Genomic DNA, 13,272 nt, shown 5'->3' on the forward strand with positions numbered 1-13,272 from the left:
ACTATAAGCATCTGCTAAGATTAATCATATCAATTTATAAGGATTGTTAGAGATAAATGAGGCAATCATTACAGCTGCGCATGGGCCAGCAACTTACAATGACTCCGCAACTGCAACAGGCTATTCGCTTATTGCAGCTTAGTACCTTGGATCTCCAGCAAGAAATACAAGAAGCACTTGATAGCAACCCATTACTTGAAGTTGATGAGCAAGATTACACGGAAGAATCAGCTGGTAAAAACGAGCAAAAAGCAGATGACATTACTGTTAGCGCCTCTGCCGATGACACCCCAAGCGAGTATGAGCAAGATAGCGGTGAAGCACTAAACAAAGACACCATAAGCGACGATATGGCCATGGATGTATCATGGGATGAATATATGAGCGCAGCGCCTGCCTCTTCATCAGGGCCAATGCCTGAAGATGAATCTATTTATCAAGGTGCATCAACCGAAACCCTGCATGAATACTTAATGTGGCAATTACAGCTCACTCCTTTTAGTCCTACCGATGAAGCTATTGCTATAGCTATTGTTGAAGCCGTAGATGACTCTGGTATTTTAACCCTCAGTTGCGAAGATCTTTTAGCAAGCTTTAACCAAGAAAGTGATGACGAACACGAAGTAGAGCTAGATGAAATAGAAGCCGTGCTAAAGCGCATTCAATTATTTGATCCTGTTGGTATTGCAGCTCGCAGCTTGCAAGAATGCTTATGTATTCAATTAAATCAATTTGATAAAGACACCCCTTATATTAACGAAACAAAAATGGTGTTAACTGATCATATCGATTTACTCGCTGCTCGCGACTATCGTACGTTAATGAAAAAAACTAAGCTCAAAGAAGAAGAGCTTAAAGAAATAATGACACTTATTCATACGCTTAATCCTAAGCCTGCGGATACCATTGTCAGAGAAGAATCTGAATACGTTATACCTGACGTGTCGGTAAAAAAAATAAAAGGCCGCTGGGTGGTAGAGCTAAACCCAGATAGCATGCCAAAAATACGTGTTAACAGCCAATATGCGGCTATGTCTCGTACGGTAAAATCCAGTGGTGACAGCCAATTTATTCGCTCGCACTTACAAGAAGCTAAATGGTTTATTAAAAGCCTAGAAAGTAGAAATGAAACACTCCTAAAAGTAACTAATTGTATTGTTAAGCAACAACAAGCATTTTTTGAACATGGCCCAGAAGCCATGAAACCTATGGTTTTAAACGATGTTGCCGAAATAGTTGAAATGCACGAGTCGACTATTTCACGGGTCACTACGCAAAAGTATATGCACACTCCACGTGGCATTTTTGAGCTTAAGTACTTTTTTTCAAGCCATGTAAGCACCGAAAATGGTGGCGAATGTTCATCAACTGCCATACGTGCCTTGATTAAAAAGTTGATCGCTGCAGAAAACTTAGCCAAACCATTGAGTGATAGCAAGATTGCAGATATATTGGCTGAGCAAGGAATTAAAGTAGCTAGACGGACAATTGCAAAATATCGCGAATCTCTGGCTATTCCCCCGTCGAATCAACGTAAAAGCTTGATTTAAGACGTACAACAAAGAGGAAAATGCTGATGCAACTAAACTTAACTGGTCGTCATGTAGACATTACAGACTCATTAAGAGACTATGTAAATAATAAATTTGCAAAGCTGCAAAGACACTCAGATCACATAACTAATGTGCATGTTATTCTCGATGTAGAAAAATTAAGTCAAAAAGCTGAAGCAACAATTTTTGTAAGTGGCGCTGAGCTATTTGCATCGACCGAACACCAAGATATGTACGCTGCCATTGACTCGTTGATTGACAAACTCGATCGTCAAGTAATTAAACACAAAGAGAAGTTTGCTCGACACTAACACTATGAAATTAAGCTCACTTATATGCCAGGACTGCAGCAAAGCTGTGGTCCTTTTTAATAGTAAAAAAAGAATTTTAGAATTCATCAGTGAACTCGCGCATAAAAAAATGCCGTATTTACCCCAGCAAGATATTCTCACTGCTTTATTAGCAAGAGAAAAGCTAGGCAGTACCGGTATTGGCCGAGGAATAGCAATTCCACATGGCCGTATGAGCGGGGCGCAGGAACCTCTTGCCTTAATTTTAATAAGCGAAACCGCTATTAATTTTGATGCAATTGATAATCGTCCAGTTGATATTTTTGTTGCACTTATAGTGCCCGATGGCGATAACCAGCAGCACTTGAAAACACTAGCCACAATAGCTGATAAACTAAACGATAAAGAGTTTTGTAAGCAATTGCGTGCGGCAAAGTCTGATGAAGCGTTATACCAAGTTATTTTGGATCAATCCTAGTTACTAATAAAGGGGTGGTAAATGGAATTAATTATTATAAGTGGCCGATCGGGTTCTGGTAAATCGGTTGCTTTACGTGTTGTTGAAGATTTAGGTTACTATTGTGTAGATAATATTCCGGTAAATTTACTGCCTTCATTAGTGCGCAGTGTCTCTGATAACTACGATAAAATAGCCGTTAGTATAGACGTGCGTAACCTGCCTAAAGATCAGCAGCAGTTTAACGATATTCTTGAGTACTTGCCCGACTTTGCTAAACCAACGTTATTTTATTTAGATAGCGACGATCAAACATTAATCCGCCGTTATTCAGAAACGCGTCGTTTGCACCCGCTCTCGATTGATTCGCTACCGCTAGATTTAGCAATACAAAAAGAAAAAGAATTACTCGATGTACTCGTAACACGGGCTGATCATGTCATTGATACAACCGATTTAAGTGTGCATCAACTTGCTGAATCTATGCGTGAAACCATACTCGGTAAAAAAGACAAACAGCTTATCATTACCTTTGAGTCGTTTGGCTTTAAGCATGGTATTCCCAAAGGTGCTGATTATGTTTTTGATGCGCGTTTTTTACCAAATCCACACTGGGAACCTGAGCTAAAGCCTTTAACTGGGCTAGATCAACCCGTTAAAGATTATTTAGCTAGTCATAGTATTGTGCAAAAATTCACTTGGCAAATTCAAACATTTGTACAAACGTGGTTACCACACCTAGAGCGTAATAATCGTAGTTACTTAACGATTGCTATTGGCTGTACCGGTGGTCAGCATCGCTCAGTTTATTTAGCGCAAACAATTGGTGAAAGCTTTGCTATGTCTCACCCTAATGTAAAAATTCGCCATCGCGAGCAAGAAAAATAATTCAATTTAAATAATCATCTGTTCAGCTTAAGTAGAGTATCTTATGCGCTTAGAAAATACGTTTTTAATAAAAAACAAACTTGGTCTGCATGCTAGAGCCGCTACCGTATTAGCACAATTAGCGGTACAATTTGACGCATCTATTACCTTATTTCAGGATGAAAAAGAAGCCGCTGGCGATAGCGTACTGGCTTTAATGCTACTTGAAAGCAGCCAAGGTAAAGAAGTAAAAGTAGTGTGCGAAGGACCCGATGCAGAGCATGCGTTACATGCCGTTGGCCAATTAATAGCGCAGCGCTTTAACGAACAAGAATAGCAGACACTTTATTTAAACCAAGTAAACGAGCTAAAATATGGGGTTAGTAATACCTTAAGCTAGTTTGGCTAAAAAAAGTAAGATAAACTGAACGAAGTTAATGATTAACTTCTTCCCTAACGTTATAAAAATAAATTAAGGACGCCAATGCCCGAAACTTTCGAACAAGACTACCCACTACAACAATTACAACAAGTGACCAAGTCACTCAATAGTGGTCAGTTTGTTCAAGTTAGGCGTATGCTGGCAAAAACAGCTCCTTGTGATACCGCACTTTTACTAGAATCATCACCGCATAAAGTTCGTCGCCTGCTCTGGCAATTAGTTGATCCAGATGTACAAGGTGATGTTCTTGAAGAACTCTCTGAAGATGTACGTTTAGGCATTATTGCCCAAATGGAACCTAAGCACATTGCTGCTGCCACTGAAGACATGGGCCACGATGACTTAGGTGAAGTACTGCGAAGCCTGCCTGACACGGTTTATAAAGACGTGGTTAGCGCCATGGACATTCAAGATAGAGAACGTGCTACGCAAGCACTCTCCTATCAAGAACGCTCTGCTGGCGCGCTGATGAACACAGATACAGTAACCATTCGCCCTGATGTAACCCTAGATGTGGTACTGCGTTACATTCGCTTGCGCGGCGAACTCCCAGAAGGTACCGATGACCTTTACGTTGTCGATAAACATAACTGCTTTTTAGGCGCTTTATCGTTAAGTACCTTACTAACCAATTCGCCCGAAAAAATTGTTCATGACCTGATGGATGAAGACTGTGAGTCTATTCCTATTTCGATGGATGAAAGCGAAGTGGCGCAATTATTTGAACGTCATAACTGGATATCAGCCCCAGTAGTTGACGACAATGCCCAACTACTTGGCCGTGTTACTATCGATGACATCGTTGATGTAATACGCGAAGACGCAGAACATCACCTATTAGGTTTAGCGGGTCTTGATGATGAAGAAGATACCTTTGCACCGGTTTTAAAAAGCTCAAAAAAACGCTCTGTTTGGCTAGGTGTTAACTTATTAACGGCTCTGGCTGCTGCTTTTGTTGCCAGCTTTTTTGAAGGTACTTTAGCAATACTGCCTATTTTAGCCGTGCTTAACGGCATTGTCCCCTCGATGGGTGGGGTGGCCGGTAGCCAGTCATTAACCTTGGTTATTCGTGGTATAGCAGTAGGTCATATTAACCAAACTAACCAACGCTTTGTAATGATAAAAGAACTCGCCATTGGTGCATTAAACGGTATTTTATGGGCTGTTTTAATTGCCAGTGTTATTGCCCTATGGCAATGGGACTTAATGCTTGGCGCGGTACTGGCGTTTGCAATGTTTATGAACTTAGTTGTTGCGGGTGTGGCGGGTGCGTGTATTCCTATAATACTTAAACGTATGAAAATAGACCCTGCACTGGCTGGCAGTGTAATACTCACTACAGTAACCGATATAGTAGGTATCTTTGCCTTTTTAGGCACCGCAACTTGGTTGCTGGTTTAATCAGTAAACCAGCACATATTACTGTGTAAATACGCGCTGGTTAAAAGTAACTTTTACGCAATATAATTTAACCAGCGTCCAAGCTATTTAGCCTTATTTATTGGCTGTAGAGCCATCTGCTCCTTCTTGATCAGCCGATGGTGTACTTACTTTATTACTTATTATTGCATCGAGATTTTCGCCGCCTTTAACCCCAAAATCTAAACTGCGTATTGGGAATGGAATACGAATATCAGCCTCATTTAGTGCTTGCTGTACTGCCACAACTCCCTTGTGGCGTACTGTCATAAAGTCCGGCTCACCTGGGTATTTAATCCAAAACCATAATAATAAATTAATACTACTGTCGCCAAAACTCTCTGCGTATACGGCCGTTTCATCTTGGCGTATTACAAACTCAAATTGATTAATTTTATCCACAATAACGTTTGCGGCTTTTTCTATGTCTTCAGTTAATGAAATTCTTACCGGCACTTCTATGCGCCTAACACCTAGTGTGCTGTAGTTTCGTAATACATTTCTAAATAGTATTTTATTAGGCACTAATATTTGCTGCCCATAAAAGCTCTCTATTAGTGTATTGCGCAGGTTTATTGAATGCACAGAGCCAAACACATCATCGGTTTTTATTACATCGCCTGGCTTAAATGGCTTACGGATACCCATAGCAATACCTGCTATTAGGTTTTCGGTCATATCTTGAAATGCAAAACCAATCGCTAAACCAACAATACCGGCACCGGCTAGTAATGACGTTACAGTGCCTTTTAAGCCCATAAAATCCAGCGCTATAAACACTCCTACACTTAATATCAGTACTTTAAATATAGAAGCCATTAAATCAGCTATCTGTTTTGAATCGAGGGAGCGGCGTAATATATTTTTCATTAAGTTACCGGCAAAGCGAGCCAGCATAGAAAATAGAATGACAATAATAACTGCCACAATAAAATTAGGAATATGGCTTATAACAACATCAAACCACCCTCCGAGTTTTTCTTCGATAAGTTTTTCGGCGTCGCTAATTGAGGGAATACTAAACATGTAACTTGCACCTATTGCTTTATAATGTGATTAAAATCAATCTTGAATTCGCATATCAATTGCAAGTATAGCGCCAGTATTAAAAAAGCCATGCGGTGCATGGCTTTTATAGATTAGGTAAAGATTTAAACTTTAGCTTTGTTCATCGCGTAAAAATACCGGTTCAAGCTCTTTCACACTTGCTTCGGCGCTAAAATAATAACCCGCTACTGTAAACTCTTTAAGCTGGCTTAGCTGAGTTACTTTATTTTCGATGAGGTAACGCGCCATCATGCCTCGCGCTTTTTTAGCGTAAAAACTAATTACTTTATATTGACCATTTTTACAGTCTTTAAAATGTGGAGTAATTATTTGTGCATTAAGGGCTTTTTTATCAACCGCTTTAAAATACTCGTTTGAAGCAAGATTAACTAAGTATTGGGCATCTTCGGCTTTTAATACCTCGTTAAGTTTATTAGCAATAACACTGCCCCAAAACTCATACAGGTTTTTACCACGGCTGTTTTCAAGCTTAGTGCCCATTTCAAGGCGATACGCTTGCATTAAATCAAGCGGCTTTAAAAGCCCATATAAGCCCGATAATATACGTAGGTGGCTTTGTGCGTAATCAAGCTGATTAGCCGTTAGCGTGCTGGCATCTAAACCACCATATACATCGCCATTAAAGGCCAGTACCGCTTGTTTAGCGTTTTCTGTGGTAAATGGCTGTGCCCACTCACTAAAGCGAGCAGCGTTAAGCCCTGAGAGCTTATCGCTAATTTTCATCAGGCTGCCAATTTGCGCAGGGGTTAGTTCACGGCATACTTGCATCAGTGCTTCGCTGTGCTCAAGTAATTCCGGTTGAGTGAACTTATCGGTTGCAGGTGGCGTGGTGTAATCAAGATTTTTTGCAGGTGAAATAACAGTGATCATAGTTAGCTATTGACTTGTAATTTATTTAATGTCAATTTCAACATTAAATGAAACGAAAAGCACGTTTTGTTTAATATTAAACAGACTGATCCTACCTTAATAATTCATACATAACCGTTTTTATATTGATAAGGACATAAGACCTATCAAGCATTACTTCGCTGTTGCAGTATGGTGTAATATTAAAGTAGTTTAGATTTTCTTTTAACTTGCTTGGAATGAGGAAAGCAAATGACTAACGCGCTACAAAGGCTAAAACAACATTCATCAATCGTGGCCGACACGGGTGATATTGAAGCAATTAAAAAGCATCAACCAGAAGACGCAACGACCAATCCGTCATTGTTATTAAAAGCGAGCGAGATTGAAGCCTATAAGCCTTATTTAAATAAAGCATGGAGCTACGCTAAAGAAACCGAGCAAGATCCAGCTAAGCAACTTGCGCTAGCCTGCGACTACTTTGCGGTATTATTAGGTAAAGAAATTAGCGCTATTGTACCTGGTTATATTTCTACTGAGGTAGATGCACGTCTTTCGTTTGATACCCAAGCAACTATTGAGAAAGCGCACACGCTACTTAGCCTTTACGAAAAAGAAGGCGTAAGCAAAGATAAAATCTTAATTAAAGTAGCCTCTACTTGGGAAGGTATTAAAGCCGCTGAACAACTAGAAAAAGAAGGTACTAAATGTAACCTTACTTTATTGTTTAGTGATGCCCAAGCACGTGCTTGTGCTGACGCAAACGTATTTTTAATCTCACCATTTGTAGGTCGTATTTTAGATTGGCACCTAGCTAATGGTATGGAAAAGCCGACCGACCCACTGCAAGATCCTGGGGTGCAGTCTGTACGCAGCATTTTTGAATTTTATAAGCGCCACGACTACAAAACGGTAGTTATGGGCGCAAGTTTTCGTAATACCGGCGAAATTATTGCCCTTACTGGTTGCGATAAGCTAACTATTAGCCCTAACCTTTTAGAGGAGTTGGGTAACCTTGAAGATGCACCAGAATATTTACTAGCAAAAGATGTTGCGCAGCAGCCAAAACCGGCACCGCTTAGCGAAGCTCAATTTCGTTGGTTGCATAACCAAGATGCTATGGCGACTGAAAAGTTAGCTGAAGGTATTCGCTCTTTTGCTGATGCCCAAGAGCAATTAGAAGCACGCTTTAAAGCCATGTAATTGGCTTAAACGCTTGTATAAAAACGTCGCAGTTGCGGCGTTTTTTTATGCCTGCAATTTATATGCAAAAAACTTATAAACCCATCATAAAGCAAACCTTCATCAACAAATCACACTTTAGTAACATAAATGTCACTTTTATATTCTATTTTAGCTAGGCCTATGGTATAGGTATTCGCGAAGTTAATACCTATTGCATTAAATTAGTGAGCCGTTATAGCTTATGTTTTTAATAAGACTGGTATCAAATGCAGTCTAAAGGAGATATTCATGGATAGCCTGAGCAATATAATAGAAGGTCCTGAAACAAAAAAGGAAGCTTCTCAAAAAAATAAAAAAAGAAGATGGCGCGAAATCGAAGCAATACAAGAAAAGTATCGTTTACGCAAAGAACTACAGGAGTTGGACTACTTTACAGACAGCATAGCCGTTAATGAACTCGACTTTTAAACGACTAACTAAAAAGGCCCGCATTATTGCGGGCCTTTGGTTTTAAAAGTTAAAATTATACTTGCCAATTAATCGGCGTTTTACCTTGAGATTGTAATAACGCATTAGTGGCTGAAAAATGCCTACAGCCAAAAAACCCTCGGTGAGCAGACAGTGGCGACGGATGTGGCCCTGCTAAAATATGCTGGCGTGCGCTATCAATTCCCTTACCTTTTTTTTGTGCATGAGCACCCCACAAAATAAATATTACGCCTTCACAATGGGTGTTTATATGCGCAATAACCTTATCGGTAAATTGCTCCCACCCTAAGTGTTTATGCGAGTGGGCTTGGCCTTGCTCTACCGTAAGCACTGTATTGAGTAAAAATACTCCTTGCTCTGCCCAGCTTTGCAAGTAGCCATGGGTAGGAATAACAAAATCGCTTATATCGCTAGCCAGCTCTTTATAAATATTTTTAAGCGAAGGTGGCAGTTTTTTAACCTCAGGTAATACCGAAAAACACAAACCATGTGCTTGGCCTTCACCGTGGTAAGGATCTTGCCCTAAAATAACAACACGTATATCACTAAGCGGTGTTGCAGTAAATGCGCTAAACACTTGCTCTTTTGGAGGATAAACAGCAACGCCTTCGCTGCGGCGCTTAGCAACGTAGTCGAGTGTTTGCTGCATATATGCTTGCTGTAATTCTTGCTTTAAAAATGCAGTCCAATCGCTCATTGTATGTTCTTTATTTGTTGGCGTGATACGGCTATTTTATCACACATGTCGGCCAGCCCATCTAGCATTCGCGCTGAAAAACGATGTAGTAAGTCAGCATTTACAGATAAAAATTGTTTATTTTTTACTGCGGGTATTTCTGGCCATTGCTGCCAATTAATAGTGGGTTGCGGTGTTGCTGATTTTTCATCCGGAATAATTATAATTTGCGGCTTAGCTACTATCACATTTTCTATGCTTATTTGTGGATAGTCGGTGCGGCTATTTGCAAATACATTGGTTACTTGGCAAGTAGCCATTAACTCACTTATTCCGGTATTTTTCGACACTGTCATCATCGGCTCAGACCAGAGTTGATAAAAGCCAGTGAGTTTACTTTTACCCTGTTGCTTGGCTTTAATGGCTGCAAGTTTAGTATTAAATGCTTTTACCACTTGCTCGCTTTGTTTAATGTTACCGGTAAGTTTGCCTAGCATAAGCAACTCATCGGCAATGCCTGTAACTGTAGTTGGATCAGTTAAATAAAGCTTAATACCCAAACGCTCTATTTGTGCTAAATCATCGCTTTGATTACCACTTTTCCAAGCAATTACTATATCTGGCTTAAGTACTAAAAGCTTTTCGATTGAAATACCATAGTAACCGCCAATACGAGTAATGTTTTTTGCCGCTGCTGGGTAGTCGGCGTAATCAACTGTGCCAACAATATTATCTCCCGCGCCTATTGCATACAGGTTTTCTACTATGTGCGGGGCCAGTGCCACAATACGCAGCGCTTTAGCCGGCTGTACTTTATCAATTTGTATCTTATTAGCCTGCGCATGCTGCGATACACAGAGTAACAATAAGCCAATAACAAGCTGTTTAAGCATTAGTAATCAAAACCTTGCAGAGCTTTAACTCCTGCATCAAATGCATGTTTTACATTACGCACTTCGCTTACTGTATCAGCCAGTTCTATTAATTTACGATGGGCTGCACGGCCGGTAATAATAACCGACTGCATTGGCGGTCTGTTGCTAATCGCCTCTAGCACTTCATCTACATCAATATACCCATAGGTTACCATGTAGGTTAACTCATCGAGCAGCACTACATCTAAGCTTGCGTCACTAAGCAGTCGCTTTGACTCTTGCCAAGCAGCTTGCGCGGCTGCGGTATCGCTTTCCTTGTCTTGGGTATTCCATGTAAAGCCTGTGCCCATTACCACAAACTCTACACCCGCACCCTGTAACAAGTTACGCTCTCCACATTCCCAAGTGCCTTTTATGTACTGGCACACAGCGGCTTTTTTTCCATGGCCAACACAACGTGCTACCACACCAAAGCCCGAGGTCGATTTACCTTTGCCATTACCGGTTATAACCTGAAAAATACCTTTTTCTTGTTGCGCTGCAGCTATTCGTGCATCAACTTGATCTTTTAATTTTTGTTGGCGTTGCTGATGTTTATCTTTACTTTGTTCGCTCATGATTATGCCCTTCATAAATTTTAATAATGTGTGCAATATTTAAATGCGTTTCACACATGGCTGCTAAACGCTCTAGTTGCTGCTCACGGTGCTGGTTAATATTAACCGGATTAATAGCTGTATCGGCTTTGAGCCACTTTAATATTTGTAATGTGGCACTCGCTTGATCAAATAAGCCATGTAAATAAGTACCCGCTATGGCGTTATCATCACTAATAAACCCATCGGCTGTAAAGCCATTTGGGTGTTCATTAAAGCTTAAAAATGGTTTGTTAAGTGCTTCACCTTGGCTAATTCCTGCATGAATTTCGTAGCCACTACAAACTGTTTGCTGGTTATTTAATTGCATAGTTGCGGTTACATTACTCAATATTTTTTTTGCTGTAAGTGTGGTAGTAAAATTACTTAACGCTAACCCCGGCATTTGCTGTAATGATGACTCAACACCTAGGGGATCATTAATACTATTGCCAAGCATTTGCATACCACCACAAATACCGAGCACTTTACCACCATAACGTAAATGGCGTTTTATTTGTGTATCCCAGCCTTCATTTTTTAAAAAGGCTAAATCACTCAATACGTTTTTACTCCCCGGTAAAATGATCAAATCAACATCGGGGATCGCTTGTGTATGCGCTACATAATTAATATTTATATTGGGATGTAAGCGCAGTGCATCAAAGTCAGTATGGTTACTAATGTGCGGCACGAGCAGCACCGCAATATTAACGCTGGCATTAGTTAGCGTATTATCTATAGCAATTGCATCTTCAGCGTCTAATGCTAGGTCGTGTAAATACGGCAATACGCCTAACACCGGTTTACCTGTGTACTGTTCCAGCCAATCAAGCCCACTTTGTAACAAGCTTATATCGCCTCTAAAACGATTTATTACAAAGCCTTTTACCCGCGCTTGCTCCGACTCACTCAATAATGCCAAAGTACCCACTAAATGAGCAAACACACCGCCTTTATCTATATCGGCAATTATAATTACGGGGCAGTCAACGGCTTCGGCGTAGCCCATATTAGCAATGTCGTTGGCTCTGAGGTTTATTTCGGCTGGGCTGCCCGCCCCTTCCACCAGCAGTAAATCAAAACGTTTTGCTAAACGGTTATGCGACGTAATTACTGCATCCATAGCTACTTTTTTATAATCGTGATACGCGCCAGCTTCCATATTACTTATGGCTTTACCATGAATAATAACCTGCGCGCCAGTATCGCTATTTGGCTTAAGTAATACGGGGTTAAAGTCAATTTCAGGTGCCACCTTTGCCGCTATAGCTTGCAGTGCTTGAGCACGACCTATTTCACCACCATCATCTGTAACTGCACTATTTAATGCCATATTTTGTGGCTTAAATGGCGCTACATGTAACCCTCTATTAGCAAATACTCTACACAGCGCCGCAACCAGTGTACTTTTACCTGCATCGGATGTAGTGCCTTGCACCATTAACGTTTTCATTTTATAGCCCTACACCTGGCGCTTACGAAAATACAATAAGCTTAAAAAGAACACGCTACCAATAGCTGCAGTAATAACCCCAACCGGTAACTCTTGATTCGTTAATAACGTGCGCGCTAGCACATCAACCCAAACCATAAAAGTACCGCCCACCAAACTCGTTACTAGTAAACCCGATAAGCTACCTTGGGAGATAAAAAAGCGCACTATATGCGGCACCATTAATCCTACAAAGCCAATTCCGCCGCACATAGCCACTAATACTGCCGTTATCAGCGAACTTAAAACCAACATCAATATTCTAAAGCGATGTACCCGCACACCCAGTGTTATAGCACTTTCATCGCCGAGCAGCATGGCATTAAGTTGGCGCCTAAAACTAAGCATTGTAAATGTACACAATACAATAACCACAAAAGGTAACCACAGCGTTGCCCACTGCGCCCGCGCAAAACTACCGAGCGTCCAAAATAAAATAGCCGCAACTGCCTGAGGATCGCTCCAGTAAAGTAATAAACTGGTAAATGCACTAAATAAAAATGACAAGGCCACACCTGCCAGCAGCATAGATTCTACTTGCCCACTCTGCTGCCGCCCTGCAATCAATATAAGTAAACTCATAGCCACTAAACTGCCAGCCAATGCCGCCGCCGATAATGCAAAGCCCGCACTAATACCCACAAACGCCATGAGTATAACGACCCCCAAAGACGCCCCAGACGATATCCCAAATAAATAAGGATCAGCTAACGGATTACGCGTCACGGTTTGCAAAATAAGCCCAGCAATGGCTAAGCCACTGCCAGCTAAAAATGCCAGTAATGTGCGTGGCATTCTTAATTCAACAATAATTCGGGTGTTAAAGGAGCCCTCAGTTGAGGTGAAAATACTTTTAAATACATCCGTCAATGACGTGTCGGCAGCGCCATAACTCAGCGCCGTAAATAACGTAAATAACGCAGCTAATACAGTGACTAAAAGTGCTATTGAATGATTGTTAACTATGCGCAT

At 40.8% G+C, this 13,272-nt stretch carries 15 protein-coding genes; 8 read left to right on the forward strand and 7 right to left on the reverse strand.

Annotated elements, in window-relative coordinates:
* Positions 1 to 56: 56 nt before the first annotated feature.
* The 6 genes from PTRA_RS13370 to mgtE all read left to right on the forward strand — a co-directional run bounded on the left by PTRA_RS13370 (position 57) and on the right by mgtE (position 5,010).
* Complete coding sequence (locus tag PTRA_RS13370; RefSeq protein ID WP_058374151.1) at positions 57 to 1,550, forward strand: RNA polymerase factor sigma-54; 1,494 nt, start codon at positions 57 to 59, stop codon at positions 1,548 to 1,550.
* A gap of 26 nt (positions 1,551 to 1,576) precedes the next feature.
* A complete protein-coding gene (gene hpf / locus PTRA_RS13375) occupies positions 1,577 to 1,864 on the forward strand; it encodes a ribosome hibernation promoting factor (RefSeq protein ID WP_011329200.1) in 288 nt (95 codons plus the stop codon).
* A gap of 4 nt (positions 1,865 to 1,868) precedes the next feature.
* A complete protein-coding gene (ptsN, locus tag PTRA_RS13380; protein WP_041454569.1) occupies positions 1,869 to 2,321 on the forward strand; it encodes a PTS IIA-like nitrogen regulatory protein PtsN in 453 nt (150 codons plus the stop codon).
* A 21-nt stretch (positions 2,322 to 2,342) separates the two neighbouring features.
* A complete protein-coding gene (rapZ, locus tag PTRA_RS13385) occupies positions 2,343 to 3,188 on the forward strand; it encodes an RNase adapter RapZ (protein ID WP_058374152.1) in 846 nt (281 codons plus the stop codon).
* A gap of 43 nt (positions 3,189 to 3,231) precedes the next feature.
* Positions 3,232 to 3,504 carry an HPr family phosphocarrier protein gene (locus PTRA_RS13390; protein ID WP_011329203.1) on the forward strand — a complete coding sequence of 91 codons (273 nt, stop codon included), beginning with the start codon at positions 3,232 to 3,234 and terminating at the stop codon, positions 3,502 to 3,504.
* A gap of 147 nt (positions 3,505 to 3,651) precedes the next feature.
* On the forward strand, positions 3,652 to 5,010 hold the full coding sequence (mgtE, locus tag PTRA_RS13395) for a magnesium transporter (RefSeq protein ID WP_011329204.1): 1,359 nt from the start codon (positions 3,652 to 3,654) through the stop codon (positions 5,008 to 5,010).
* A gap of 93 nt (positions 5,011 to 5,103) precedes the next feature.
* Here mgtE and PTRA_RS13400 read toward each other — a convergent pair whose 3' ends face one another.
* Positions 5,104 to 6,054, reverse strand: a complete 951-nt coding sequence (locus PTRA_RS13400; RefSeq protein ID WP_058374153.1) for a mechanosensitive ion channel family protein — start codon at positions 6,052 to 6,054, stop codon at positions 5,104 to 5,106.
* A 132-nt stretch (positions 6,055 to 6,186) separates the two neighbouring features.
* A complete protein-coding gene (yaaA, locus tag PTRA_RS13405) occupies positions 6,187 to 6,966 on the reverse strand; it encodes a peroxide stress protein YaaA (RefSeq protein ID WP_011329206.1) in 780 nt (259 codons plus the stop codon).
* Between the two features lie 231 nt (positions 6,967 to 7,197).
* On the opposite strand from yaaA, the gene tal reads away from it, so the two are divergent.
* Both tal and PTRA_RS13415 read left to right on the forward strand, forming a co-directional pair.
* Positions 7,198 to 8,148 carry a transaldolase gene (gene tal / locus PTRA_RS13410; RefSeq protein WP_058374154.1) on the forward strand — a complete coding sequence of 317 codons (951 nt, stop codon included), beginning with the start codon at positions 7,198 to 7,200 and terminating at the stop codon, positions 8,146 to 8,148.
* A gap of 270 nt (positions 8,149 to 8,418) precedes the next feature.
* Positions 8,419 to 8,598 (forward strand): DUF3545 family protein, encoded by a 180-nt coding sequence (locus PTRA_RS13415; RefSeq protein WP_011329208.1) that lies wholly within the window; start codon positions 8,419 to 8,421, stop codon positions 8,596 to 8,598.
* 55 nt (positions 8,599 to 8,653) lie between these two features.
* On the opposite strand, the gene ung is transcribed toward PTRA_RS13415, so the two are convergent.
* From ung to PTRA_RS13440, 5 genes are read right to left on the reverse strand one after another with little or no spacing between them, the layout of a single operon-like run.
* Entirely contained in the window at positions 8,654 to 9,316 is a 663-nt protein-coding gene (ung, locus tag PTRA_RS13420; protein ID WP_058374155.1) for a uracil-DNA glycosylase, read from the reverse strand.
* Positions 9,313 to 10,188 (reverse strand): cobalamin-binding protein, encoded by an 876-nt coding sequence (locus PTRA_RS13425; RefSeq protein WP_058374156.1) that lies wholly within the window; start codon positions 10,186 to 10,188, stop codon positions 9,313 to 9,315. The genes ung and PTRA_RS13425 overlap by 4 nt, the downstream gene beginning before the upstream one ends.
* On the reverse strand, positions 10,188 to 10,787 hold the full coding sequence (gene cobO, locus PTRA_RS13430; RefSeq protein WP_058374157.1) for a cob(I)yrinic acid a,c-diamide adenosyltransferase: 600 nt from the start codon (positions 10,785 to 10,787) through the stop codon (positions 10,188 to 10,190). Before cobO ends, PTRA_RS13425 begins: the two co-directional genes overlap by 1 nt.
* A complete protein-coding gene (locus tag PTRA_RS13435; RefSeq protein WP_058374158.1) occupies positions 10,771 to 12,261 on the reverse strand; it encodes a cobyric acid synthase in 1,491 nt (496 codons plus the stop codon). The genes cobO and PTRA_RS13435 overlap by 17 nt, the downstream gene beginning before the upstream one ends.
* 9 nt (positions 12,262 to 12,270) lie before the next feature.
* On the reverse strand, positions 12,271 to 13,272 hold the full coding sequence (locus PTRA_RS13440) for a FecCD family ABC transporter permease (RefSeq protein WP_058374605.1): 1,002 nt from the start codon (positions 13,270 to 13,272) through the stop codon (positions 12,271 to 12,273).

The organism is Pseudoalteromonas translucida KMM 520, assembly GCF_001465295.1.
In the GTDB taxonomy this organism is placed as follows: domain Bacteria; phylum Pseudomonadota; class Gammaproteobacteria; order Enterobacterales; family Alteromonadaceae; genus Pseudoalteromonas; species Pseudoalteromonas translucida.

What these genes read in the sequence shown, in the direction of transcription:
- PTRA_RS13370 (WP_058374151.1), top strand. Translation starts at nt 57, where the DNA reads ATGAGGCAATCATTACAGCTGCGCATGGGCCAGCAACTTACAATGACT.
- hpf (WP_011329200.1), top strand. Translation starts at nt 1,577, where the DNA reads ATGCAACTAAACTTAACTGGTCGTCATGTAGACATTACAGACTCATTA.
- ptsN (WP_041454569.1), top strand. Translation starts at nt 1,869, where the DNA reads ATGAAATTAAGCTCACTTATATGCCAGGACTGCAGCAAAGCTGTGGTC.
- rapZ (WP_058374152.1), top strand. Translation starts at nt 2,343, where the DNA reads ATGGAATTAATTATTATAAGTGGCCGATCGGGTTCTGGTAAATCGGTT.
- PTRA_RS13390 (WP_011329203.1), top strand. Translation starts at nt 3,232, where the DNA reads ATGCGCTTAGAAAATACGTTTTTAATAAAAAACAAACTTGGTCTGCAT.
- mgtE (WP_011329204.1), top strand. Translation starts at nt 3,652, where the DNA reads ATGCCCGAAACTTTCGAACAAGACTACCCACTACAACAATTACAACAA.
- PTRA_RS13400 (WP_058374153.1), bottom strand. Translation starts at nt 6,054, where the DNA reads ATGTTTAGTATTCCCTCAATTAGCGACGCCGAAAAACTTATCGAAGAA.
- yaaA (WP_011329206.1), bottom strand. Translation starts at nt 6,966, where the DNA reads ATGATCACTGTTATTTCACCTGCAAAAAATCTTGATTACACCACGCCA.
- tal (WP_058374154.1), top strand. Translation starts at nt 7,198, where the DNA reads ATGACTAACGCGCTACAAAGGCTAAAACAACATTCATCAATCGTGGCC.
- PTRA_RS13415 (WP_011329208.1), top strand. Translation starts at nt 8,419, where the DNA reads ATGGATAGCCTGAGCAATATAATAGAAGGTCCTGAAACAAAAAAGGAA.
- ung (WP_058374155.1), bottom strand. Translation starts at nt 9,316, where the DNA reads ATGAGCGATTGGACTGCATTTTTAAAGCAAGAATTACAGCAAGCATAT.
- PTRA_RS13425 (WP_058374156.1), bottom strand. Translation starts at nt 10,188, where the DNA reads ATGCTTAAACAGCTTGTTATTGGCTTATTGTTACTCTGTGTATCGCAG.
- cobO (WP_058374157.1), bottom strand. Translation starts at nt 10,787, where the DNA reads ATGAGCGAACAAAGTAAAGATAAACATCAGCAACGCCAACAAAAATTA.
- PTRA_RS13435 (WP_058374158.1), bottom strand. Translation starts at nt 12,261, where the DNA reads ATGAAAACGTTAATGGTGCAAGGCACTACATCCGATGCAGGTAAAAGT.
- PTRA_RS13440 (WP_058374605.1), bottom strand. Translation starts at nt 13,272, where the DNA reads ATGCGCATAGTTAACAATCATTCAATAGCACTTTTAGTCACTGTATTA.